Raw genomic sequence first — 22,785 nt, forward strand, 5'->3', positions numbered from 1 at the left:
CAGGGTTTCGATGCAAACAGCACATGGCCTGTCACGCCGCCTGCCCGCTGAGCCTGCCATAGAAGCTGCGCTCGAGATGCAGATCCCCTGCCCCGGCTTTCTCGACCATGCCCCGTAGATAGCCGCCCGGCGAGGCCACCTCGCCCGCGCTGTGCTTTTCGAACACAAGCGCGAACGCCGCCGTCGCCAGCTGTTTGCCCATTCTGTCCTGGGTGATGTTCCACGCAAGCGCCGAGATCCCGATCATCGGGCTGAGTTGCCCGGCAACCCGATGCAGATCGCCCCAATCCCGGACGAATCCGCCCATATTGCGTGCCCATGATGCGAACTCTGGACAGGCCTGCAGGATTGTCGGCAGATCCAGCACGGCTCGTTTCTTGCGCGTTTCGGCAACCAAGGTTTCCAGATCCCTGCCGACCGGCTCTTTGGCCAGAGCGTTGGGCACCGTGGCCGCTGGTTTCCCGGATTTCGGGGTATTACTAGTTACAAGATCAAGTTGATTTGTAGTTGGTATATGAGGTTCGGAAATGACCTCCCTGGGGGTCGTTTCCTGAGTATTCCCGGGCGTTTCGGCGGCGTTGTCGGCAGAGTTCTCCACAGGTTTTACCGCGCCGGTCGCCCGGAGATAGGCCGCCTCGACCCGTTGCTGAAGGTCCTTGAACCAGGACAGCAGCCTCGCAAGCTGCTCTGAATCTTGGTGGCGGCGCGGAAGCCGGCCCAGAAGTTCATTGAAAAGCCCCATGAACTGCGCCCAAGGGCCATGCAGCGCGCTGCTGACAGCCGCCTCGATCCGGGCGCGGATCATCCGGCGCGCCACGGTGATCTGGCGCTTGAGGCGCTGGCACAGCTCGCGCTCAGCCTGCAACCGGGCATGCAGGTGTTCGAATTCCTCGACCCGCGCCGACAGCGGCGACAGATCGAAGCCATAGGCCTCGACGATACGCCCGTCTGCGTCCCTGCGGCCCCAACGCTTGCCATTGGGGCTGTCCTGAAAACAGAGCACGCCATGCTCGGCCAGCCGCCGCGCGTGGCGCTTGAGGGCCGATAGCGAAAACCCCGTCTGTTCCATCAGATAGGCGTTCGACGCCCAGACGATCGGGCGCTGCCCCTCGTTCCAGTCCTGCGCCTGGGTAAACGCCCCCAGCGTATCAAGAAGCATCATGTCGCCGGCCTTCAGGCCGATATGCGCGCCAACGCGCTTGAGCGCGACAAACGCCCGAGTTTTGGGTACTGCTACCCGTTCACCGGCTTGGGCAAGCTGCTCAGCAACCCCAAGACCCGGTGTCGGCTTGCGCCAACCTGTATGTTTCATGCCTGTATCTCACCTCCGGTTATGTGGAGGCAAAAGAATGCCGTTCGCTCAGAAGCGTTCGTCGTTGACAGCGATCCCTGTGAGACTTATCCTTAAGGCGACCAAACCAATAAGATCAGCTCTCAGGCCACACCGCTTGGGGGCTTTTCTTTTGCCTTTACGTTGCTCGTTGCTGCGTTCTCTCTTCTCCTTATTGTTCTGAAGACCTTGCCGCCGACAGTGTTGTCAGTCGGTGCCCTTCTCCGGGCTCTGGGCGCTCAGATAGCTTGCGACGAGATCTCCAAGCTTTTCGAGACGCTCCTGGTCAATCGGCACTCCTGCAACCTTGATGGACAGGTTTCCATCCACAGAAGTGACCGAGAGATTTCGGTTGCCCACCTTGCGTTTCACCGTGATCTTTCGGGGCTTGGCCTTCGGTTTGGGCTTTGATTTGTTCGCCCTCTCCAGACCCGCGAGGGCCGCCTGCAGATCGCGAAAGCTCATGTCGTAGGCATTCTTGAACGCGTTCAAGATTTGATCCTGCGCAGCGAATACGGACCGTGCACGCGAGACCAGGCTCTCATGCACGCCAATCTTTTTCGCGAAGGCGACGGCCGTCAGCTTTTCCGCGCCCGACGCCAGTGTCTCATACATTTCACCGATCGAAACCAGGCGCTCGAAGGGGCTGAGGTTTTCACGCTCTTCATTTTCGCGGAACCGAAGGAACAACATTTCGAATTTGCTGTTCTCGGCGCTGCGCGCGTCAGGCGGGGCAAGAATTGCACGAAGAGGCACCCCGAGTTCCGACGCGGCCGCCAGTCGGCGACGCCCCGTCAGCATAACGAATGCAACGCCATCCACATTTGTCGGATCCAACGGATCCGGTGTCCAGTGCGGATCCTCGGGCCAGACCAGAATCGGGGTGTCCTGCCCGTTCGCGGCAATGCTGCCAACCAAGGACCTGAAAGCGTCCTGCGACATCCAGTCCTGTCGGCGGTCGGTCCCCATCGGATCCGAGATCTGGTACGGCGACAGTCGTATCTCATGGCGCCCGTTCAGGATGTCGGAACAAAGCTCGGACCTGCTGCGCTCCATGGCGGCTTGCGACTGTGCAAGCGCTCCGGACTTCCAGGCGCTGCCGGCACCCTTGAAAGGTGTTGAAACGGCGTCGCCCGCGGTGCTGCCTTCGGCCCCGCTGGCGCGCTCCTTGGGTGTATCGGGGTTGGTGGCCTTGCTGACCAGCGACCTTGGAATACTGCGTTTCATGCGTCACCCTCGCCGTCGTCTTCGTAGAACTCGTCCATCCATGTATCGGCGTAGCCCCGTTCGAGGCCCGGCCAGAGCCGCGACACTATGGCGTCGTTCACGGCATCGGCATTTGTGATGAACCGGTTGATCCCCTTGCGCTTTCCCGGCGTGTCCGGCTCGTATTCGTAGACGGATTGATACACATCCGACGCATTCGAGATCGCGTCGGAACGCAGATAGAACACCGGCAAGATCTCTGTCGGGCAATGTTCCAGCAGGTTCCCGATATGGTTGAGGTCCTGCGCGTTGGAACGTTGCACGATCGTCGGCAACAGCATGTTTGCGCCGGATCCGATCTCGATCCGTTCATGGGCCAGAATGTGCTGAAGCATCCCCAGCAGGCCGCTCACGAAGGTGGACAGCGTCGCGATGTCGAACCCCTTCATGGTTTGCGGAATGACCAGCGAAGACGACGCAATCACGTTGTTCAGCTGAAACAGGGTAAGCGCGGGCTGATAGTCGATGATGATGACATCGAGCGTTTCGGTCAGCGCGGCGTCCAGACGTTGCTGATCGACCTTGCCGTCGACCACCAGTTCATTGGGCAGGGTTTTTGGCGGGTGACCCGCCTTCCAGCGGTCGATGGCATCGCGCAGGTAGCGGTAAAAGCTTTTCTCGGCGGGGGCTTCGCGGACAAGTCGCGCAATCTGGATTTCGCCCTCGGATGTTTCGCCGTGGGCAGGCAGCAGGCGCAGCCCCGGCCATGAGGTCTTGAGAAAGAAGCTGTCAAGCGTTTGCGCATCGTGGTCGGTGTATGGCGCGTCTTCCGACTGAAAGAGACCGGCAAAATCCACCATCGATGCGGTGTTTTCATCGGGCATCTGGGGAAGCCCCTCTCCGCCGACAAAATACAGCGTTATGGTGCTTTGCGGGTCGGCATCCATGACCCCCACACGCATGCCGTAATGCAGGCTGAGATACTGGGCGAAATGCGCGGCGCTCAGGCTTTTGGCGGTGCCGCCTTTCTGGCTCGCGAATGAGATGACGGGCAGGGGGGCGTCGGGCTTGCGCCAGGCAAGATAATCGTAGGGCCGCTTTGCCGAGGCCGCCAGAAGCGCCCGCATCTGCATCAATTCGGACAGCGTGAAAACGCGCTCTCTTCCGACGTATTCGCCTGCGGGAAAGTCGTCGCTCGAATTGGCGAACTTGGTCAGGTACTGAATGCTTACATTCAGGAACCTTGCGCATTGGCGCATGGACCACGTGCGCTTGATGCGCTGACGCAATGTAAGTTCTTTGTTCACTGCCACCATCGTGCGCTCGAGCCCACGTGACAGATCTGTCAAAAACTGTTCTAAACTACCGCTCATATATAAGCCCTGACTTCGGTTGGGTCCGAGTTCGACTCGATTCTGGCGTCATGGTAGCACGGTTATGCGCGAAAGATAAAGATACCACGCGCCTATGAATTTCAGGCGCATATTTGGCAGCTTTGTCGTTACCAAACCATCAATCTTGAACGCGTTCAAGATCGACGGTTCGACCGGACGCCCGCCTGCTTTGCGCCGCATCTTTGCCATCGCACGAGATGACCTCCCGCAGTGACAGGCCGCCCTGGCTTGCGGCCACGCAGCGAGGTCGAAGCCGTGTCTGTGCAAGATCAGGGCGCAGCCTTCGGCGCCATCCTTGCTGCCAGGCATCCTGCCAAAATGTTCCCGCCCAAGGTCAAATTTTTTAACGGGAACAGAACCGCTCCTGCCCGGTTTCCGGTGCAGAAAACACGAAGCGGAGACCTGCAAGATGATTGGAACCGAACCCCGGGCGGACCATCTGGTGCAGAACCTGATGGCGCTTGAACAGGATATGCTGGCCGCGTGCGAAACCTTGCGCGACAGGCTTTCGTCGCGGGATCATTTCGACAAGGCGGAAATGACCTGTCAGCAGTTGCCGGCGCATATCCAGGAACTGCGCGACTATGCCGAAAGGGTCGGCGTCACCCCGACCGAGGGCGGCGACCTGCGGGCGCTGCTGACCGTTGGGCGGGTCGAACTCGCCGCACTTGCGGGCGACGACAAGACCCTGCTGCGCGCGATGTCGCGCAACGAAAGCACCCTTGTCGACGCCTGGCAGAACGCGATGGCGAACCCCGAAACCCCGCCGGATCTGATGCCGCTCGCGGAAGCCGCGCTAACCGATGCAAGCCACCACCGCGCGTGGCTGCGTGATGCCGCCAAGGCGTAGAACCCCCTCTGGAACTATGTAAAACAAAGGAGAAAACGATGTTCCATCATTCCTCGCGCCTGCAGTACGAAGTTCGCGTCGATTCCCCCAATCCGGCCTTTGCCAAGCACTTGCAGCAGGCCATCGGCGGTATCGAGGGCGAAATTCGCGTCGCGATGCAGTATTTCTTTCAGGCGATGGGCGCGCGCGGCGATTCCAAATATCGCGACATGCTGATGATGACCGCCACCGAAGAGCTGAGCCATATCGAATTCCTCGGCCACGCCGTTGCGCTGAACCTTGAGGGCGCGCCGGTGTCGATGCAGGACGAGGCCGCGAAAGACCCGGTGGTGCACGCCATCCTGGGCGGCATGAACCCGCGCCACATCCTGTCTTCGGGCCTGTCGGCGATGCCGGTCAATTCCAACGGCGTGCCCTTCGACATGAGCCACGTCTACGCCACCGGCAACCTTGCCGCCGACATGATGGCCAATGCCACGGCGGAATCCGGCGGGCGTGTGCTGGCAAGCCGCCTTTACAACATGACCGGCGATGCGGGCATGCGCGACATGCTGTCCTTTCTGATCGCGCGCGACACCATGCACCAGCAGCAGTGGCTTGCGGTGATCGAGGAACTGGGCGGCTGGGAACAGCAGCTTCCGATCCCCAATTCCACCCCGACCGCGCACGAGGCGACGGAACACAGCTACTATTTCCTCAACACCTCGCTGGACGAGCCGACGCCGCAGGGCCGCTGGACCGCAGGGCCGTCGCTTGACGGGCGCTCTGAATTCTCGGTGCGCGAAAAGGTCGAACCGCTGGGCCAGAAGCCGACGCTGGGCAAGGCAAAGCCCCATTCCGGCGCCCAGTCGGAACAGACCTGACCCCCCGTGCGGCGCAGGGCGGCATGCCACCTTGCGCCGACCTTGCCGGGCGGCAATCGAACCCAGAGCCGAAAAGGATAAACGCCATGGCAAACGCCGACCGCAAATCTTTCGGGCCGGGCCAACAGGACCACGGCAAGGGCAGCGCCGAAGGCGGGATGTCCCCGGCCGATGTCAACCCGCTTCCCGACAACGAGATCCTGTCGAACCGCGACACCTCGCGGCATTCCGACCAGCGCGGGCTGGACAGCGCGCATGTTCAGACGCGCCAGTTCCACCAGCACGTTGACAATCATCAAGAGGGCAAGGGCGAACCCGGCAAGGCCGCCAGCAAGGGCAAACTTGCCGACGAGCGCCCCGGCCCCGAGGACCGCATCACCGGCGGCTCTGGCCCCGAGTGACACATAGCCGCAAACGGAGACTTCACAAATGGCCTATCCCCGCCCCCCGTTTCCCCAACAGACCCAGGACCTGCCCGGCAGCACACAGGACATGCAGCCCGTTCCCGACCATGGCGAAGACAGCTATCGCGGGTCGGGGCGGCTGGCCGGGATGGCCGCGCTGATCACCGGCGCCGACAGCGGCATCGGCCGGGCCGTCGCGCTGGCCTATGCACGTGAAGGCGCTGACGTGGCAATTTCCTACCTGTCCGAAAGCGCCGAGGCTGACCGCACGCGCGAACTGGTCGAACAGGCGGGGCAGCGCGCGTTGGTGCTGCCCGGCGACATCCAGTCCGCCGAGCATTGCCGCGAGATCGTCGCGCGCACCGCCGACAGCTTCGGGCGGCTGGATATTCTGGTGAACAATGCCGCGCATCAGATGCATTTCGACACGTTAGAAGACATTCCCGACGAGGAATGGGAGCTGACCTTCCGCACCAACATCTTTTCGATGTTCTATCTGTCCAAGGCCGCCGTGCCGCTCATGAAAGAGGGCGGCGCGATCATCAACGCGGCATCGGTCAATTCCGACATGCCCAACCCCGGGCTTCTGGCCTATGCCAGCACCAAGGGCGCGATCCAGAACTTTTCCGCCGGGCTGGCGCAATCGTTGGGCGCGCGCGGCATCCGGGTGAACTGCGTGGCGCCGGGGCCGGTGTGGACCCCGCTGATCCCCGCGACGCTGCCCAAGGACAGCGTGGCCAATTTCGGCGCCAACTACCCGATGGGGCGCCCGGCGCAGCCCGCCGAGCTTGCGTCGGCATACGTGATGCTCGCCGATCCGGCGTCAAGCTATACCTCGGGGGCGACCATCGCGGTGACCGGCGGAAAGCCGATCATATAACACCGGTGCGCTTTCAGGGAATGGCGCGCTGCGGGCGCCCCTCGCGCGGCAGCGCGAGGGGTATCGTTTCAGGCCCGGCTGACGCGCGCGCATGGGGCAGGGGGCCTCGCCCGGTGTTCAGGACACCGCATCAGCCCGAGGCGCTGCGCCAGTTGAGTGCCCGCCGGAGGTTATCTCCGGGCAATCGTGAACACGTCGATGCCGCGCCCAAGGCGCGGCTGCCGCTCGCCCTCGTATACCCGACCACTGGCGCGATGATCCGGGCGCCTCACATCTGGGCGGCGATCCAGGCGGGATAGTTCACGTTGCGCCGCGCGCCCACCCCAAGCGCCCCGACAACGCGTTCCATGTCGGCCCGCGCCGCGCCTTCGATGGCGACGGTCCAGAATGTCACCCCTGCGGGAATTTCCAGCTGGGTCGCTTCCGCTTCGCAACCGCCCAAGGGGAATTTCCGCCGGATCTTGCGCAGCGCAAAGACCCGGTTGCCCTGCGCGGCAAAGGCTTCGGTGATATCGTCGGCGCTGTAGGTCCGGCCCGGGTCCAGCGCGGGAAACCCGGCGGCGCCGGAAAACACCGCCAGTTCCGCCCCGGTGGCGGGCAACGCCACGCAGCCCCGCGGCGACCAGCGTTCGAACGGCCCGCAGGTATCCGTCAGCCGCTTGCAGTCAAGCGCTGCCGCGCCGCGCAGCTTGAAGGTCTGGTGGGGGTGCCGCAGCCCCGGCGGGGTAAAATACACATCCGTCCGCCGCTCGGGCGGGCCAGGCGTCGCCATCCCCGCAAGGCGGGATCGCACCTGCGCCAACTGCGCACCGAAAATCCTGAACTCAAGCCGATCCATTCGCGTCTCCGTCTTTGCTTGCCAAACCGCCGGGCACCGGCAGGGGTTCCGCGCCGCCGGGAACATCCTGCAAAACTTGCCCTGGTTTTGCGCCGGTTTCGCCGATGTCGCTTGGGCAACAAGCCGAACTCAAAAGCGGCAGACCGCGATCTTGACCGAACCGTGGAACCGAGCCCCGCCCCGAGGGGTTGCTTCGACGCATCGCCTTTGCGGCGGTTCGAAAGGGCGAGAATGAAGCCACGCCGCGGTTCTGGGTCGGATGTTCCGGCACCACGACCCGGGCGCGGCGCAACCTTCGAAGAACGCACCCGACCCTGTTTCAGGACAAGACCGAGGCGGGCCGCACCGACCGCTTCGGAACAATCAATTACCGCAGCGACGCGGAGATAGCCGAAAGGAAAGCACATGATCACGCGACTAATACTGGGGGCGGCGGCGCTTGGCGCGATCGCCCTGTTCCGCAAACCCCGGACCCCGGAGCCCGAGCTGCCTGTCCGCGACGCCGGACCGTCGCAAATGCGCAACCCGCCGCCCACCTGGGATCGCACGGATGAGGCGATCGACGAATCCTTCCCGGCCAGCGATCCGCCCGGAACCTATTGATTTCGCTTGAAAGAACAAAACAAGGGGCCGACGATTTCGCCGGCCCCTTTCGCGTTCAGGCGGCTTGGGGCGCACCAAACGGCCCGCCCCGGCGCAAATCATTCAGCGACCGAGAACGCGCCGCAGGCGATCCGCCCTCCCGCATCGCCCGAGGGCTGGCTTTCGTAGTCGTCGATGCCGTCGTGCACCACGAATGCGGCGCCGTCATCGTCCAACAGGTCACGTTCGACCTCGAGCAGCGGCAGGAACACCTCGACCTCGCCAACGCCGTCTTCCTTGACGGTCAGGTTGGGCATGTCGCCCGGGTGCGGGCCGTCCTGGGACAGCACGCCGTGGCTGCGATCCCCGGCGATATGCCCGCCGGCCGAACTGAAATCATCGGATTCGCAATCGCCCGTTTCGTGCAGGTGGATCGCGTGGATGCCCTCGGGCAGGTTCATCAGCGTCACCGTCGCCAGCGCCATCCCCGAAGGGGTGTCGCGCACGCTGACAGCGCCCAGATCGGTGCCGTCAAGGCCCTGCACCTCGGCGGAGGTTTCAGCGGCGTGAAGGGCGGGGGCGAGAACGCAAAGCGCCGCCGCCGTCAGGGTAAGGGATTTCATCGTCATCTCCTGCTAGCGAATGCCCGGCGGGGCCCGGGTCACTTGGCAAAACCGGCCCGGGGCCCATAGGTTCCAGCGCCGCCCCCAAAGGAACATCCGCAAGGCACAGGTGTTTGCCCAGCGAACACAGGAGGACAGGCGATGGAAGACACGGTTTCGCCGCCGACGGGCGGACTTGGCGACGCGGGGGCCATCCCGCTGGTCGACTGGCGCGAACACGCGCTTTTCCTGGATTTCGACGGCACGCTTGCGCCGCTGGTGGACCGCCCCGAAGATGCGCGCCCATCCGGCGACACGCTGGCCCTGCTGGACCGGCTGGCCCATGCGACGCAGGGGGCCATCGCCATCGTGTCGGGCCGCGCGCTGGATGATCTGGCGCAACGGGTGGGGCCGCTGCCGCTGGCGCTTTCGGGCTCGCACGGGCTGGAAATCCGGCTGGCGGACGGGCGCGCCTTGCCCCCCGCGCAGGGCGAAGGCGGGCTGGATGCCGCCTTTGCCGATCTCAAACCCCTTGCGGATGATGCGGGCCTGCTGATCGAGGACAAGCCCGGTTCGGTCGCGCTGCATTACCGCAACCGCCCAGAAGATGCCGACCGTTTCCGCCAGCAGGTCGCACAGGTCGCCGCCCGCCACGATCTGCGCCTGCTGCACGGCCACATGGTGAGCGAGGCCGCCCTGCGCGGCATCGACAAGGGCGCCGCGCTAAGGCGCCTGATGCAGGAGTCGGCCTTTGCCGGGCGGCGCCCCGTGATGATCGGCGATGACACCACCGACGAAGACGGGTTTCGCGCCGCGCAGGCGATGGGCGGCTTCGGGCTGCGCATCGGCGATGTGTAAACCGTCGCCGCGCAAGACCCCGATGACCCCGGCGTGCTGATCCTGTCGCGCTTTGCCGGGGCGGCCGAAGACCTGACCGAGGCGCTGCTGGTCAACCCCTATGACATCGACGAGATCGCCGCCGCCTACCACGCCGCCTTTACAATGCCGCTGGAAGAACGCCGCGCCCGCCACGCCGCCAGCATGGAGGTGGTGCGCCAGACCGATGCCGCGCTTTGGGCTGACCGGTTCCTGGCCTCGCTGCGCAGCTGCGTGCCGACGCTGGGGGCGTCTTTCGGGGGCATTTCGCCTTTTGCGCGCCGCTCGAACGGCGGCTACGACACGCGGCAGCAGATCGAAGAGCCGATCAAGTAACCCCGCGCGCCGGGTGTGGGGGAAGTGCCCGGCAGGGCTGTTGCCCCGTCATCCTGCGCGCAGGCCTGGGGCGACGAAACCGCCTTGCCGCGAAAACAACGCGGCAAGGCGCTCTGCAGGCCAGACGGGTTTCAGGGCAGGAATGATCAGGGCAGGGGGGTCACGGCCCTGTTGCGGCTTGCCGCGCCGGACCCGTCATGTGCGCCGTGCTGTTCAGGAGGGTCGTTGGCGGGGCAGCCATACGATGCTTGCATGATGTCCCGGTCACCCGTCGCCCGGACTGCGGTGACCGGTGGAAGCGTCGAAAATCAGTCTGGATCGGCGGTTTCGTCCTGCTCGGGCATGGTATCGGTGCGCAACGTCTTGCCCTCTGGGGTCAGCAACGCCCAGTAGCCGCCAAAGCTGAAAACGCCCTGGCCCTGCGGTTCCTCGCCGGGCTGGTCGCGGTAGAACTGGAACAGAGGCTGATCGCCATATTGCGCCACTTTCCGACCCCGCCAGTCGAGCGTGTCGGCCATTGCCGCGTCAAGCCCGTCGCCCACGGTCACGTCGCCATCGACGATCAGCACCGGCCAATTGTCGCGGCAGGTGACTTCGCACGATTGCAGGGCATCCTGCCCGTCTCCGATTTTCAGCTCTGTCAGCATCGCGTAGACGGGGCGCCCGTCCGGCCCCAGAACGTAGGGCCCGAATTCTTCGCTGGCCGCCAGCGTCAGTGTGGGCGCCCCGGCATCCTGCGCCGCCAGCGCGGTGCCGCATGCCGCCATCGCGGCAAACAGGCTCATGACAGTGAATTTGTGCATTGATTCCTCCGGCTTGGGCTTGTGGACACAGGCCCAACCTGAACGGGGCCGATATGTTCCTGCTGCGCGGGTACAATGCGCCCTTCGGGCCGTTCAGGGGGCTGTTTCGTTGCGGCCATCCGGCGCGATGCCCTGCAATCAGGCACTGCCGGGCCGGCGACGCCGGCAGGCTCAGGGGCTTTCGCCCACCTCGTCCGCCTTGACCGCCCCGCGGCGGCCCATCGGAAGATCGCGCCCCGTGGTGCTGTCATGGCGGGTCTGGTGTTCCATCTCGGAATTGATCTCGGCGCCCAGCAGCACGATATAGGCTGACAGCCACAGCCACGTCAGCAAGATGATGACCCCGCCCAGCGTGCCATAGGTTTCGTTGTAGCTGCCGAAGCTGCGCACATAGAGCGAAAAGCCCAGCGAGCCCGCGACCCACAGCACCGTCGCGATGACCGCCCCCCAGGTGACCCAGCGCCATTCGGGGTCCTCGCGCGAGGGGCCAAAGCGGTACAGCACCGCAAGCCCCGCCACCGAAAGCACAGCAAGCAGCAGCCAGCGGCCCCATTCGATCACCGCGACGATGCCGCCCGGCAGGCCCATCCCGCCCAGCAGCGCAGGCAGCACGACAACCACGGCGATGGACAGCAAAAGCCCGAACACCAAAAACAGCGTCAGGCCCAGCGACACCGCCAGTTTCTTGAAGAACCCGCGCTTTTCATCCTCGTCATAGGCGATGTTCATGCCCTCGATCAGGGTGCGCATGCCCTTGGACGCGCCATAGATCGACAGCGCGGCCCCCAGCAGCGCGGCAAGGCCCAGCCCGGTCTGCCCGCTAGAGGCCACCGCCCGCGCCTGCGTCTCGATGATCGCGGCGGCGTTTTCGGGAAGCACAGCCAGAAATTCGGCCAGCTGTGTTTCGATCGTCGCGGGGTCGGTCACCAGCGCGGCCACCGACATTACCGCCCCGATGGCAGGGAACAGCGCCAGCAACCCGAAAAAGGCCACCCCCGCCGCCACCACCGAAACGTGGTCGCGCGACAGTTCGGCGTAGACCCGCAAGAAGATGTCGCGCCACCCGGCGGCGGGAATGTCAGAGGGGCGTATGGCGCCGCGGCCGCGTCGGTCTGATCCGTGCATGGTGTCTCTCCGCAAAGCTGAGCGGGGGGAACACCCCGCCGCCCGTGTGGTTCCCGCGCAGCGGCGCGGCACGAAAAAATCCCTTCCGGCAGGAACCGCCGTTCACGCCGCGTGTTATCGAAACATCAACGAAACGGATCGCGGGCCACCCGCCAGCAGAATGCAGATGCAGTTTCCCCGTCGACCCCGCGTCGACGGCACGGCGGCTTTTTGCCCTGAAAAGCCAGGCACTGCCGATCCGGTTCAACACTGCCACCGCGTTCCCGGGCCACGCCCGGGGAACACAAAAGACAGAGAGCGACATGCAAGACCTTGATCACAACACCCGCGACGTCGGGCAGGAGGCAGGCGAAGACCTCAAACGCTCTGCTGAACGCCTGAGCGACGACGCCCGCAACGCTGCCGAAAGCGTCGGCACCCGCGCCCGCGAAGAAGCCACCCATCAGGCCGACCGCGCCAAATCGGGCGTGGCATCCGAGCTGTCGGGCATTGCCCGGGCGCTGAATTCGGCCGCCGCAGAACTGCGCCACGGCTCGCCGCAGGAACGGGCCTTTGAACAGGTCGCAGGCAGCCTTTCGGGCGTCTCGGATGCCATCCGCGATCGCGATCTGGCCGACCTTGCCGCAGACGTAAGCGCCTTTGCCCGCCGCAACCCGCTGGGCTTTCTCGGGGGGGCCGCGCTGGCCGGGTTTGCCGCCACACGTTTTGCCAAGGCGTCAGGCGCGCCGCGCCCCGGCGCCGACGCGCCCTATAACGCACCGTCTGGTCAGGTCACAACCTCGGCCCCCACCTCGGCCCCGGCCACCGCGCCGGAAACCCGTCCCGACGATGTCATGGCGCCCGCCGTCATCCCCGCCACCTACCTCACGCCGGGAGAGCACTGATGTCCAGCACCGATACCCGTACCCCGCAGGGCGCGCGCACCCAGATCCGCGACACCGGCAACCTGCTTGGCCAGGCGATCCAGCAGGTCATCGCGCTGATGCGCGGCGAGATGGACTTGTTCCGCGCCGAGCTTGACCAGAACGTCAAAAAGGCCGGCGGCGCCGTTGGCATGATCGTGGGCGGCATCGTCCTTTTGCTGGTGGCACTGAACGTGCTGGCGGGGGCCGCGGTGACCGCGATCGTCGCAGCCGGGCTGTCGCCGCTGTGGTCGGCGCTGATCGTGGGCGGCGTGCTGCTTGTCATCGCCATGATCCTCGTGAAATCGGGGCAGGGCAACCTGAAACTTGCCTCGCTCGCCCCGACCCGGACCCGTCGCAACCTGGAACGGGATCGCGACGCCGTCGCAAAGGAAATGAGCAATGACTGACAAACGCACCCCAGACGAGATCGAACGCGAGCTGGAACGCAATCGCGCCGCGCTGCAGGATACCATCCGCACGCTGGAATCGACCTTTACCCCTGACACCATCTTTCGCAGCATCGCCGACACTGTCGGTCGCCACGGCGAAGACTTCGGCCGCTCGACCATGGATGCCGCCCGCGCCAATCCGCTGGCGCTTGGCGTTACCGCCGTCGGTCTTGGCTGGCTGATGTTCGGCAAGGGCCCGTCTGCCGACAAGATCGCCGACACCGCGTCCCGCGCCTCGGGCAGCGATCAGGGCGACAGCCGATATGGCCCCTCTGACACCGCCAGCTTTACGCCGCCGCGCGGCCCGGTTCCGGTGGGCGAAATCGGCCCCAGGTCGCAGGGGCTTTCGGCGGCGCAAAAGGCTCGCGCCAAATGGTACCGGACAGAAAACTACGTCAAGTACGGCGCGAATTCCGCCTCTGACCACGCCGGGGCCGCCCGGGACGGCGCAGCCCATGCCAGGGCGCGCGTGCGCGACCGGTCCAGGGAATTCGCCGACCAGCTGTCCGAAGGCACCGAACGTCTGAGCGCCGAGGCGCGCGAACGGGTGATCGCCGCGCGTGAACGCGCCATTCTGGCCGGTGAGAGCCTGCGCCGCACCGGCGGAGATATCAACCGCAAGGCGCGCAGCGGCGCCGACCGGGCGGTGGAGTTCTTCGAGGAAAACCCGCTTGTGGCAGGTGCCCTTGCGCTTGCAGCGGGGGCGTTCGCCGCCGGCAGCCTGCCGCGCACCCAGTTCGAAGACGAGCATTTCGGCGAACACAGCGACCGTCTTTATGACGAGGCCGAGGCCCTGTTCCAAGAGGAACGCGCCAAGGCCGAACGCGTCGCCGGCGCCGCGCTGGACGAGGCGCGTACCATTGGTGGCGAGCTGCGCGCGGATGCCGATGCGGCCAGCCGACGGCTCAAGGACGCGGCAGATCGCGAAACCTCTGGCGATGGGTCCGCGGCGGATGCCGCCGTCACCCGGGCCGAGGACGCAGTGCAGCGCATTTCCGACGCCGCCCGCGAACAGGCCGCTGACGAAGATCTGGGCCCGCATCGCGGCTGACGCGCTGACTGGGCTGATTGGCAGGAAAGCACCCGCAGCGCTGTTGCGGGTGCTTTTGCATGTGCGGGCGCAGCTCGCCCAGTCGCCGGATATCGCCGCGACGGCAAAGGCGGCCTGGCTCGTCATCGGCCACGGTCAAACCGTGGAATCTGGTGCCCATGCCAGCACCATCACCTTATGGCAGCGCGCTGCCGCGCCGGGATTTGCCGGGGGCCTCTGTGGTATCGCGAAACCGTTTCATCGGCGTTTGCCGATGCGTCAGACAGCGCCCGCAGGTGGAACAATCGCGGCACAGAAAGGTTTGCTCAAGGATCTTCATGAGGAACGAGGTAGGTGCAATGAGCGGCGAGAACGATACAGAAGCGGCTCCGCGCAGCGGCGGCGCCGAAGCCGCCAGGCTTCGCGACGACATTGATCGGGGCGCGACGGGTGAAAAGATCGCCTTTTCCGACCCGGCAGCCGCGCCTCTGGGCACCGACGCCGAAGCCGGCGGCACCCCGACGGACGCCGCCGCGATGGCCAACGCCCGCAAGGCGGAAACCGCGGCCCAGGAGTCGAGCCAGCCCAAGAAGACCCCCGCGCAGCTGCAGCGCACGGCCCACCCCTGGGGCCTTGCCATAATCGTGATGGTCGCCGGTCTGGGTCTGGGCCTTGTCTTGCTGTGGGTTGGCTGGTGAATGGCAATCGCACCGCAAACGGAACCCGGCGGACTGTTTTGAACCTGCATCGCCGGATCCTTCGGACCCCGCGCGCGCAGGGTCCGGGAACCATCGCGCGCGGAATTTGTTCTGGGGTCAAGGCGGGACAGACTGGCGATCCCGGTCGTCACTGCCCGTCACGATGGCAAAGGAGACGCGCGATGCCCGGCAGACCTGACACTTGCGAACGCCCGCTGCGCACCGTTTGTCCCGGTCTTGCCCAACCGGGCGGCCCGCGTCGGCGCAATGGCGTGCGGCGTCTTGCAGGGGTGCCGGTAGCGGAAACCCCGCTGCGCGCGAAACGACACAGCGCGGCAGATCCCGCACGTCGCTGACCGCGCGCGCGTAAATCTTGCCATCACCCGCCGGGCCGCGCCGTTCGTGCGCGGCAAACCGCGCCCCCTACACCCGCAGATCACAGGAGCCAGCGCATGTCGGTCACCGAAAGAGACGCCGAACTTGTCTATGCGATCACCAACAGAGGCACCGTGCCCGAGCCGCCCGAATGGTGGCGCGGCGCGGTGTTCTACGAGGTCTACACCCATTCGTTCAACGACACCTCCGGCAATGGCTACGGCGATATCCGCGGGGTCATCGAGAAACTGCCCTACATCCGCGATCTGGGCGTCGACGGGCTGTGGCTGACGCCGTTCTACCCGTCGCCGCAAGAAGACAACGGCTATGACGTAAGCGATTTTCGCGGCGTTCACCCGCCCCTGGGCAAGGTCGAACATGTGCAGGAACTGATCGACGCGGCCCATGAACGCGATCTGAAGATCATGTTCGATTTCATCGCCGGTCATACATCCGACGAACATCCCTGGTTCAAGGAAAGCGCCGCCTCGCGCGACAATGACAAGGCCGACTGGTACGTCTGGGCCGACCCCGCGCCCGACGGCGGGCCGCCCAACAACTGGATCAGCTCGTTCGGGGGGCGGGCGTGGCGCTGGGTGCCGCAGCGGGCGCAATATTGCTACCGCCCGTTCCTGGCCAGCCAACCCGCGCTGAACCTGCGCAACCAGCAGGTGCTCGCCGAGGTGCTGGACAACATGCGGTTCTGGCTGGACATGGGGCTGGACGGGTTCCGGCTGGACGCCATCCAGTGCCTGAGCCACGACAGCGATCTGCGATCCAATCCCCCCGCGCGCGCAACCGAAAACCCGTCGGTCGGCGGCGGGCCCAACAACCCGTTCAAGCAGCAGATCCACCTGTTCGATCGCGACGTGCCCGAAGCCATCCCGATCCTGCATCAACTGCGCCGCGTCGCCAATGAATACGCGCCCCAGCGGGTGCTTGTGGGGGAACTGGCCGATGTCGACAGCTCGCGCCTTGCGCCCAAATACACCATCGACAACGACCGGCTGCACGCGGTCTACGATTTCGATCTGATCAACCGCGCCGACACCTTGCGCGACTGGACGTCGATGCTGAACCTGCGGTCGCGTTACCTGATGCCGGGATCCAGCCTGAACGTCTTTACCAACCACGATTCGCCGCGCGCAGTGTCGAACCTGATGCCAAAGGCCTGCGAGGCGGGCCATTCCGCCGACGCCGCAAAGCTTCTGCTTTTCCTGCAGGCGACCCTGATGGGCGGCGCCATTCTGTTTCAGGGCGAAGAACTGGGCCTGCAACAACCCCATATCCCCTTCGAGGATATCCAGGACCCATGGGCCAAGGCGCTCTGGCCCGATTTCGAAGGCCGCGATGGCGTGCGCTGTCCGTTGCCCTGGTTGCGCGATGCGCCCAATGGCGGGTTCTCAAGTTCCGACGAGCCATGGCTGAAGGTGCCCCGCCCGCATCTTGATGCGGCGGTCGATGTGCAGGAAGCCGACCCGGATTCGGTGCTTGCCTTTACCCGAAAGCTGCTGCGCTGGCGGCGGTCGGTCCCGATGCTGCGGACCGCTTCGGAACGCATCTTCGAAGACACCCCCGCCAAGGTCATCGCCTTCGAACGCGACAAGTCGGGCGAAAGCCTGATCTGCGCGGTGAATTTCGACATGAAGCCGACCGAGCTGACGCTGCCGCGGTCCTCGCTGCAAGAGCAGTTCTCGTCCGGCAGCTTTTCCCTGCACGAAGATCGGCTGACACTGGATGGCCTTGCCGTGGTGGCGTTGGCCTGACCGGGTACAGCCTGACCAAAAGCACCGTCCGGGGCGGCCATCGCCCCGGCGCCGCGGCGCAGATACGGGCAGCTAGGCGTGCCAGTAGAACGCCGCCGCCGGAACCAGCGCCAGCAATGCCAGCGAAAGCATCGCCAACGCCCCGTCGCGTGTCAGCAGGCTTGCGGCGAACAACGCGATGACCGCCGATGCGATGGACCCCGATGTCGGCACGATCTCCATGAATGGCATGAAGAGCGTAAGTGCCATGACAAGGATCATCGGCAGCCACAGCCAGGGCCGGTGGAAAAGCCATGTCATCCGCGGCCTGAGAAACCGTTCGACAAAGCGAACCGGGCGCCGCAACCACCGAATGCCCTTGCACAGCTTGTCGCCGGGAAGCCGACGACGGGTCACGACAGCCGGCAGCCAGACGGATTCGCGGCCTGCCATCATCTGCGCAACAAGTATGAACACCAGAACCGCCACCACGGCGGTCACCCCCGGAATGGCGCTGGCGGGAGACGTGGAGATCAGCGAAAACACCAGCATGAGCGATCCGAAAGACGACCGACCAAGCGTGTCGACCACATCGCTGACAGCGATCTCGTCTCCCTGCACGGTGGATTCAAGCGCGTCGAGGACATCGCTGATGGCGTGTGTCGTATTGTGCGTCATGGGGCGTACTCGTGGGCTGTGACAGGCGCCCTGATGTTGGTGCTGACGGACCTTTGGTTGCGTCACCGCATGGGGAACGGCTCCCCGTGGCATGCCGCGATGTATCGCGGACCGGTCAGGCAGGCGACCAGCTACAGATAGGCGAACACCCGAACATCGCGTAAGTTCCCGAGTTTTCGCAGCGCCCGCGCATCCGGAGTGCGGGCCGCAGCAGCCGCGATTGCGCGCCCCGGCCGGTTCGCGCAGCAGACACCGCCTTGCCCTTTGCGAACGCAAGCTATACGTCATTGACACATACACCGCTGAAACCTATATGAGACAAGGAATGGCACGATTGCAGACAGTCGTCGAACTGCCCGAATTTCAAAGACGGGCAAGGGCAATCATGTCGGACCACGAACGCGAGGCCGCGATCGACTTTATTGCCGCCAATCCAGAGGCTGGCGTGTCGCTGGGTGGCGGGTTGCGCAAGGTCCGCATCCCAAGAGAGGGCGGCGGCAAGAGCGGCGGTTTCAGGACGGTATATGTTTTTGGCGGGCCCCATATGCCGATCTTCCTGATCACGGTCTTTGCCAAGAACGAAAAGGCCAACCTGTCAAAGACCGAACAGACCGCTGCGGTAGAGATGAGCAAGGCGCTCATCGCGAAATATGGAGACGCAACATGAGCGCATTCGAATCCGTATCCAGGGGCCTGCAAGAGGCGCTGGATTTCGCGAATGGCGAACTTGCCGGTGCCAAGGTGCATGAAGTGTCGGTGGCCAAGGTCGACGTGGCCGAAGTGCGCCAGAAAACGGGTCTGTCACAGGCCGAGTTCGCCAAGAGCATTGGCGTGGCAAAGGGCACGCTGCTGAACTGGGAACATGGGCGCAGGCAGCCGACGGGCCCGGCACAGGTTCTGCTGGCATTGATCGCCAGGCAACCATCCGTGGTGCAGGATCTGCTGCGCGGCGCGTGAACCGGGGTGCCTGGCCGCGGTGGTGTCGATGCGAATGCAAACTTGTGTATCGACCCAGCGGAATCTGCTCAGGTTAGGCCGCTAATATGAATGCCTCGGCAGGCGTGCGCATGGCAAGCGCCTGATGAGGGCGGCGGTTATTGTAGAATGCAATCCAGTCACCGATAACGCGCATCGCATGCTGGCTGCTTTCGAAACGGTGTCGATGCACGCACTGCTCCTTCAACGTCCGGATGAAGCGTTCGACCATGCCGTTCTGTTGTGGGCAGTGAGGGGTGATGAACTCCTGCTTCAGTCCGTAGCAGCGGACGATGGCCGTGAAGTGGTGGCTGGTGAAGACCAGGCCATTGTCTGACCTCAGCAGGAACTCCTCCTCGACCCGGCCCAGGGTGCCGAACCTCGCGATCAGCGCATGCTCAAGGGCGGCGCTGGCCGTCGTAGCCTTGCCGGATTTCGACAGGTGCCAGCCCAGCAGCTCGCGGGTGTGGCAGTCGATCACCAAGGCCAGCGAGGCCCAGCCGTCCTTGCCGGTCCAGATGCGGGCGAGATCGGTCGACCACCTCTCGTTCGGTGCAGCTGCGACAGACGGAACCGCCTGGATGCGAGGCCGCATGCCCACGGCACGCTTGCGAACCTGCCAGCCCTTGATCTGGAAGATCCTCTGCACCGTATTCTTGTTGAAGCCCAGGAGCCAGGCCACGGTCCGATAGCCAAAGGACGGCTCCTCCTCGATCATCTTCTTGATCGGTTCAGCGAAGCGGGGATCGACCTTCGGCGCGGCTTTCACCGGCTTGTAGTAGACCGTGCGCCGGGGAATGCCGAACCACGTGCAGAGCTTGGCGATCGACACTGCGACGCCCTCCGCCAAGAGGCCCTGCTGGATGCGACGGATCAATTCCCGTCCTGCGCATCCAGCAGGGCCTGAAGCTTTTTTCGGGCCCGTAGCTCCAGCATGGCCTCGCCATAGGCTTCCTGCAGGTCCCTGAGCTGCTTCTCGTACTGCTCGCGGATGTCGAGCGGGTTGGCGCGCAGCGAGTTCTCCATCCCCCGCTTGGCGTCTTCAACCCAGCCCTCGATCTCGGAGGGTGTGAGGTCGAATGATCGACTTGCCTCCGACACGGTCGTCTTGCCCTGGATGACCTCGATCACCAGAGCCGTCTTCCGCTTCGCCGTCCAACGCTTGATGCTGTCGTCCATCGTCATACTCATCGCTACGTTCTCCCTTGTAGCATGAGCAGGTTTTCACTGGGTCGATACAACACCGCCTATGAGTACACCTACACTGAGACCGTGCGGCGGTTCGGATGACACATGGAAGGGCTCAACCCATCTCTTGCAGAATATCCAGAATGTATGTATATTCTGGACAAATGGAGACCCTGATCATGCATGAGCTTCCCGAGTTCAAGGCGGCCGACCTGACGCGGCACACAAGTGACCTGTTCGACGCGGCCATTCGGTCGCCGATTGCGATCACCAAACATCGCAAGCCGAAATTCGTGCTCATGAGCATGGATCAGTATCAGCAGCTCGCGCGGGGGGCCACTCAACAAGCTCATATGGTTGACGAGATGCCCGAGGATCTCAAGGCGCTGATGATAGAAGGGCTCGAGCGGGACTTGACGCAGGCTGATGACTAAGCCGAGTGCTGGAGAGGTTTTCCGCTATCCGTTCCTGTGGAAACGCGAGCAGATGGCGGGCGAGACAGAGGGCCGCAAGACACGGCCTGTCTGTATCGCCGTCACTGTCGCCAAGTCCGATAGCGAGACCGTGGTGTTCATCCTGCCGATCACGACGCAACCGCCCTTGCCCTCGCGCAAGTGCATCGAGGTGCCACAGATCGAGTCGCAGCGTGTGGGGTTGGAGACCCATGTCCGCAAATGGGTCATGCTGGACGAGATCAACACCGATATTCTGGAGCGGTCCTATGTCTGGGAGGACCGCACGCCCATCGGCACGTTCAGTTCCGTCTTCACATCCAAAATCCAGTCCAGCCTGATCGCGCTTGCCAGGTCGGGCGGAGCATCGATTGTTGATCGGCTGAAGTAGTCTCAATCACCGCAGGGGCTACCCAGCTTCATTTGTTCCCATCGATCCATTTTGACATCAGCCCCTTGTCGCGGAAACACTCATCCGGGACGGCGCGGCGTTTGATCCGGGCGAGACGCTCGGCGAAGGCGACCTGCTTCGATGTCGGGCGGCTGTCCTGCGGGCCCGGCTTCAGCTTGGCCTGTGCGTCGATCCAGGCGCTCAAGGAGCGCCGATCTTGCTGAACCTCCCACGGCAGAAGCGTCTGGTTGCGCAGGGCCAGCGCGCGCGCATAGGCGATCTGCTTGGGCGTCGCGGGCAGGGCGTAAGTGGTGCTTTCCATCGGGGATCTCCCTTCTTAGCGTGGTTCTTAAAATAGAACATAACAGGAACAAAAGCAAGCCGCTTGCGCAGATCATGGGGTTTGAGAGGGAGAGGAGGGCCGGGGGAGGTCAGGCCTGAGGATGCCCGAAAGAGGGCGTCCGGGCCTGATCCTGTTCCTCATTGGTGTCTGATGCCGGAAAGTGGAGGATCCTACGTTCTCATGAGCTTTGCATTTAACGCTCCCCGGCATCAGATCCCTAAAGAGTGAAAGTGTCCTTCGGGTTTTGTGACTGACAGATGAGGGCCTTTGGGGTCCCTCAGATGGGTCCGGGCCGGATTCCGGTCTGTCTTTTCTGATGAAGGGCATTCCGATGCAAACAGGTGTTTTGCGCGTGTTGCGCGCGACCGCTGCCTGGTGGTGGCGACACAAGGAACTACGCCGAACCGGCCAGACGGGGCAGGCACAACGGCTCGAGCGCGAGACTGTCCTGCGTGACCTCGGCTATCTGAAGCAGGCGGCGTCATTGCCAAACGCGCATGTGACCTGCGGAGAGGGTGGAACATTCATCCATCTCGGTTGGACCACCGTGTCGACCTTCGCGCCCATCGAACGCTTTCCCTTGGCCGCTCTTGCGGTCGCACGTGGCACGCCGTTCATCGATATCCGACCCGTCACCGATGTCATCGCCTTCGCGAACCTGCCGCGGGTGGCGCGGGACGGATCGGTCGACCCTGACTCTTCGGGTCTCGGCAAGTCCGTGTCGCTGACCACCTACATCGACATGGTCGAAGGGCTCGGCGCGAGGATCGTCAACGATCCGCGGCCCCGTCAGTCAATCTAATCATCATTCCTTCACACCAACATTCGAAAGGAGGCCAGCCATGGCCCGATCCCGCACGACCAAATTCGATGCCTCCGAGGTCATCACAAACGAAATCATCCGTATCATCGAGCGCGGCGTCCTACCGTGGCGCAAGCCCTGGACCGCAGGTGGCAGTTCTCGCCCCCTGCGCGTGGGCGGCGAACCCTACCAGGGAGTGAACAACTTTCTGCTGACGATGCGGACCGTGATGGCGGGCCACAGCTCTCCCTTCTGGATGACGCTGCCGCAAGCCAATGCGTTGGACGCAAAGGTCCGCAAGGGCGAGAAGTCCTCTGTCGTCGTTTATTACGGTCAAAGCCGGAAAGACGCGGGCGCAGATGAGCATGACCGCAGCGACGGGGATGATCACTCCGAGGAAGCCCGTATATTTCGCTTCCAGAAATCCTACCGTGTGTTCAATGCCTGCCAGATCGAGGGCTTGCCCGACAGCTTCTTCCCTGACCCGGAGCCCGTGCCCGAGCATCCGCCGTCAGAGCCCATCCCGCACATGCAGGCGTTTTTCGATACCATCGACATCACGACCGTCTTCACGGGCACAGAGGCGTACTATTTGTCCCCCGTGGACAAGGTCTACATGCCGTCCATCACGCGGTTCCAGGACCCGCGCAATTTCTACGGGGTCT

General features: G+C 64.0%; 28 protein-coding genes and 1 pseudogene. 18 read left to right on the forward strand and 11 right to left on the reverse strand.

Annotation, left to right across the window (positions count from 1 at the left end):
- Positions 1–31: 31 nt before the first annotated feature.
- The 3 genes from repC to TQ29_RS19260 all read right to left on the reverse strand — a co-directional run bounded on the left by repC (position 32) and on the right by TQ29_RS19260 (position 3,909).
- A complete protein-coding gene (repC, locus tag TQ29_RS19250; RefSeq protein ID WP_054540717.1) occupies positions 32–1,312 on the reverse strand; it encodes a plasmid replication protein RepC in 1,281 nt (426 codons plus the stop codon).
- Between the two features lie 225 nt (positions 1,313–1,537).
- Entirely contained in the window at positions 1,538–2,557 is a 1,020-nt protein-coding gene (locus TQ29_RS19255; protein ID WP_054540718.1) for a ParB N-terminal domain-containing protein, read from the reverse strand.
- A complete protein-coding gene (locus TQ29_RS19260) occupies positions 2,554–3,909 on the reverse strand; it encodes a ParA family protein (protein WP_173585998.1) in 1,356 nt (451 codons plus the stop codon). Before TQ29_RS19260 ends, TQ29_RS19255 begins: the two co-directional genes overlap by 4 nt.
- A 430-nt stretch (positions 3,910–4,339) precedes the next feature.
- Between TQ29_RS19260 and TQ29_RS19265 the strand changes: the two genes are divergently transcribed.
- The 4 genes from TQ29_RS19265 (at position 4,340) to TQ29_RS19280 (ending at position 6,927) form a co-directional block, all read left to right on the forward strand.
- Complete coding sequence (locus tag TQ29_RS19265; RefSeq protein WP_054540720.1) at positions 4,340–4,780, forward strand: DUF2383 domain-containing protein; 441 nt, start codon at positions 4,340–4,342, stop codon at positions 4,778–4,780.
- 38 nt (positions 4,781–4,818) lie between these two features.
- Positions 4,819–5,643, forward strand: a complete 825-nt coding sequence (locus TQ29_RS19270) for a manganese catalase family protein (RefSeq protein ID WP_054540721.1) — start codon at positions 4,819–4,821, stop codon at positions 5,641–5,643.
- Between the two features lie 86 nt (positions 5,644–5,729).
- Positions 5,730–6,044 carry a hypothetical protein gene (locus tag TQ29_RS21065; protein ID WP_183314814.1) on the forward strand — a complete coding sequence of 105 codons (315 nt, stop codon included), beginning with the start codon at positions 5,730–5,732 and terminating at the stop codon, positions 6,042–6,044.
- Positions 6,045–6,072: 28 nt separating this feature from the next.
- Positions 6,073–6,927, forward strand: coding sequence for an SDR family oxidoreductase (locus TQ29_RS19280; protein ID WP_054540722.1), 855 nt, complete (start codon positions 6,073–6,075; stop codon positions 6,925–6,927).
- Positions 6,928–7,195: 268 nt separating this feature from the next.
- On the opposite strand, the gene TQ29_RS19285 is transcribed toward TQ29_RS19280, so the two are convergent.
- The gene (locus TQ29_RS19285; protein ID WP_054540723.1) at positions 7,196–7,765 is read right to left on the reverse strand and encodes a hypothetical protein; all 570 of its coding nucleotides are present in this window, start codon (positions 7,763–7,765) and stop codon (positions 7,196–7,198) included.
- Between the two features lie 405 nt (positions 7,766–8,170).
- Between TQ29_RS19285 and TQ29_RS19290 the strand changes: the two genes are divergently transcribed.
- Positions 8,171–8,368, forward strand: coding sequence for a hypothetical protein (locus TQ29_RS19290; RefSeq protein ID WP_054540724.1), 198 nt, complete (start codon positions 8,171–8,173; stop codon positions 8,366–8,368).
- Positions 8,369–8,466: 98 nt separating this feature from the next.
- On the opposite strand, the gene TQ29_RS19295 is transcribed toward TQ29_RS19290, so the two are convergent.
- The gene (locus TQ29_RS19295) at positions 8,467–8,970 is read right to left on the reverse strand and encodes a superoxide dismutase family protein (RefSeq protein WP_054540725.1); all 504 of its coding nucleotides are present in this window, start codon (positions 8,968–8,970) and stop codon (positions 8,467–8,469) included.
- A gap of 141 nt (positions 8,971–9,111) precedes the next feature.
- Between TQ29_RS19295 and otsB the strand changes: the two genes are divergently transcribed.
- Together otsB and TQ29_RS19305 are read left to right on the forward strand one after the other, a co-directional pair.
- Complete coding sequence (gene otsB, locus TQ29_RS19300; protein ID WP_082386793.1) at positions 9,112–9,807, forward strand: trehalose-phosphatase; 696 nt, start codon at positions 9,112–9,114, stop codon at positions 9,805–9,807.
- A 3-nt stretch (positions 9,808–9,810) separates the two neighbouring features.
- Positions 9,811–10,161, forward strand: a pseudogene (locus tag TQ29_RS19305) (trehalose-6-phosphate synthase); the annotation flags it as partial.
- A gap of 308 nt (positions 10,162–10,469) precedes the next feature.
- Here TQ29_RS19305 and TQ29_RS19310 read toward each other — a convergent pair.
- Complete coding sequence (locus TQ29_RS19310) at positions 10,470–10,964, reverse strand: hypothetical protein (RefSeq protein WP_054540727.1); 495 nt, start codon at positions 10,962–10,964, stop codon at positions 10,470–10,472.
- Positions 10,965–11,135: 171 nt separating this feature from the next.
- Positions 11,136–12,089 (reverse strand): YihY/virulence factor BrkB family protein, encoded by a 954-nt coding sequence (locus TQ29_RS19315; RefSeq protein ID WP_054540728.1) that lies wholly within the window; start codon positions 12,087–12,089, stop codon positions 11,136–11,138.
- A 302-nt stretch (positions 12,090–12,391) separates the two neighbouring features.
- Between TQ29_RS19315 and TQ29_RS19320 the strand changes: the two genes are divergently transcribed.
- The 5 genes from TQ29_RS19320 to TQ29_RS19340 all read left to right on the forward strand — a co-directional run bounded on the left by TQ29_RS19320 (position 12,392) and on the right by TQ29_RS19340 (position 17,312).
- The gene (locus TQ29_RS19320) at positions 12,392–12,973 is read left to right on the forward strand and encodes a hypothetical protein (RefSeq protein ID WP_054540729.1); all 582 of its coding nucleotides are present in this window, start codon (positions 12,392–12,394) and stop codon (positions 12,971–12,973) included.
- A complete protein-coding gene (locus TQ29_RS19325) occupies positions 12,973–13,401 on the forward strand; it encodes a phage holin family protein (protein WP_054540730.1) in 429 nt (142 codons plus the stop codon). Before TQ29_RS19320 ends, TQ29_RS19325 begins: the two co-directional genes overlap by 1 nt.
- Positions 13,394–14,494 (forward strand): DUF3618 domain-containing protein, encoded by a 1,101-nt coding sequence (locus TQ29_RS19330; protein WP_054540731.1) that lies wholly within the window; start codon positions 13,394–13,396, stop codon positions 14,492–14,494. Before TQ29_RS19325 ends, TQ29_RS19330 begins: the two co-directional genes overlap by 8 nt.
- A gap of 338 nt (positions 14,495–14,832) precedes the next feature.
- Positions 14,833–15,171 carry a hypothetical protein gene (locus TQ29_RS19335; RefSeq protein ID WP_054540732.1) on the forward strand — a complete coding sequence of 113 codons (339 nt, stop codon included), beginning with the start codon at positions 14,833–14,835 and terminating at the stop codon, positions 15,169–15,171.
- A 452-nt stretch (positions 15,172–15,623) separates the two neighbouring features.
- Positions 15,624–17,312, forward strand: coding sequence for an alpha-amylase family glycosyl hydrolase (locus TQ29_RS19340; protein WP_054540733.1), 1,689 nt, complete (start codon positions 15,624–15,626; stop codon positions 17,310–17,312).
- Between the two features lie 72 nt (positions 17,313–17,384).
- Here the strand turns inward: TQ29_RS19340 and TQ29_RS19345 are convergent, their stop codons facing one another.
- Entirely contained in the window at positions 17,385–17,969 is a 585-nt protein-coding gene (locus TQ29_RS19345) for an exopolysaccharide biosynthesis protein (RefSeq protein WP_054540734.1), read from the reverse strand.
- 325 nt (positions 17,970–18,294) lie between these two features.
- On the opposite strand from TQ29_RS19345, the gene TQ29_RS19350 reads away from it, so the two are divergent.
- Entirely contained in the window at positions 18,295–18,636 is a 342-nt protein-coding gene (locus TQ29_RS19350) for a type II toxin-antitoxin system RelE/ParE family toxin (protein ID WP_054540735.1), read from the forward strand.
- A complete protein-coding gene (locus TQ29_RS19355) occupies positions 18,633–18,926 on the forward strand; it encodes a DNA-binding transcriptional regulator (RefSeq protein ID WP_054540736.1) in 294 nt (97 codons plus the stop codon). The genes TQ29_RS19350 and TQ29_RS19355 overlap by 4 nt, the downstream gene beginning before the upstream one ends.
- Before the next feature lie 73 nt (positions 18,927–18,999).
- On the opposite strand, the gene TQ29_RS19360 is transcribed toward TQ29_RS19355, so the two are convergent.
- Positions 19,000–19,821, reverse strand: a complete 822-nt coding sequence (locus TQ29_RS19360; protein WP_054540737.1) for an IS3 family transposase — start codon at positions 19,819–19,821, stop codon at positions 19,000–19,002.
- Positions 19,818–20,135 (reverse strand): DUF1153 domain-containing protein, encoded by a 318-nt coding sequence (locus tag TQ29_RS19365; RefSeq protein WP_054540738.1) that lies wholly within the window; start codon positions 20,133–20,135, stop codon positions 19,818–19,820. Before TQ29_RS19365 ends, TQ29_RS19360 begins: the two co-directional genes overlap by 4 nt.
- Positions 20,136–20,296: 161 nt before the next feature.
- On the opposite strand from TQ29_RS19365, the gene TQ29_RS19370 reads away from it, so the two are divergent.
- Together TQ29_RS19370 and TQ29_RS19375 are read left to right on the forward strand one after the other, a co-directional pair.
- Positions 20,297–20,566 carry a type II toxin-antitoxin system prevent-host-death family antitoxin gene (locus tag TQ29_RS19370; RefSeq protein WP_054540739.1) on the forward strand — a complete coding sequence of 90 codons (270 nt, stop codon included), beginning with the start codon at positions 20,297–20,299 and terminating at the stop codon, positions 20,564–20,566.
- Complete coding sequence (locus TQ29_RS19375; RefSeq protein ID WP_231582180.1) at positions 20,559–20,975, forward strand: hypothetical protein; 417 nt, start codon at positions 20,559–20,561, stop codon at positions 20,973–20,975. Before TQ29_RS19370 ends, TQ29_RS19375 begins: the two co-directional genes overlap by 8 nt.
- A gap of 28 nt (positions 20,976–21,003) precedes the next feature.
- Here the strand turns inward: TQ29_RS19375 and TQ29_RS19380 are convergent, their stop codons facing one another.
- A complete protein-coding gene (locus tag TQ29_RS19380; RefSeq protein WP_054540740.1) occupies positions 21,004–21,297 on the reverse strand; it encodes a hypothetical protein in 294 nt (97 codons plus the stop codon).
- A 352-nt stretch (positions 21,298–21,649) separates the two neighbouring features.
- Here TQ29_RS19380 and TQ29_RS19385 point away from each other — a divergent pair, with 352 nt between their 5' ends.
- Together TQ29_RS19385 and TQ29_RS19390 are read left to right on the forward strand one after the other, a co-directional pair.
- The gene (locus TQ29_RS19385; protein WP_235974552.1) at positions 21,650–22,120 is read left to right on the forward strand and encodes a hypothetical protein; all 471 of its coding nucleotides are present in this window, start codon (positions 21,650–21,652) and stop codon (positions 22,118–22,120) included.
- A gap of 40 nt (positions 22,121–22,160) precedes the next feature.
- The coding region (locus TQ29_RS19390) for an ArdC-like ssDNA-binding domain-containing protein (protein ID WP_054540742.1) at positions 22,161–22,785 on the forward strand (625 nt) is incomplete at its 3' end.

The sequence above is a fragment of the Actibacterium sp. EMB200-NS6 genome (genome assembly GCF_001305615.1).
Taxonomy (GTDB): Bacteria; Pseudomonadota; Alphaproteobacteria; order Rhodobacterales; family Rhodobacteraceae; genus Actibacterium_A; species Actibacterium_A naphthalenivorans.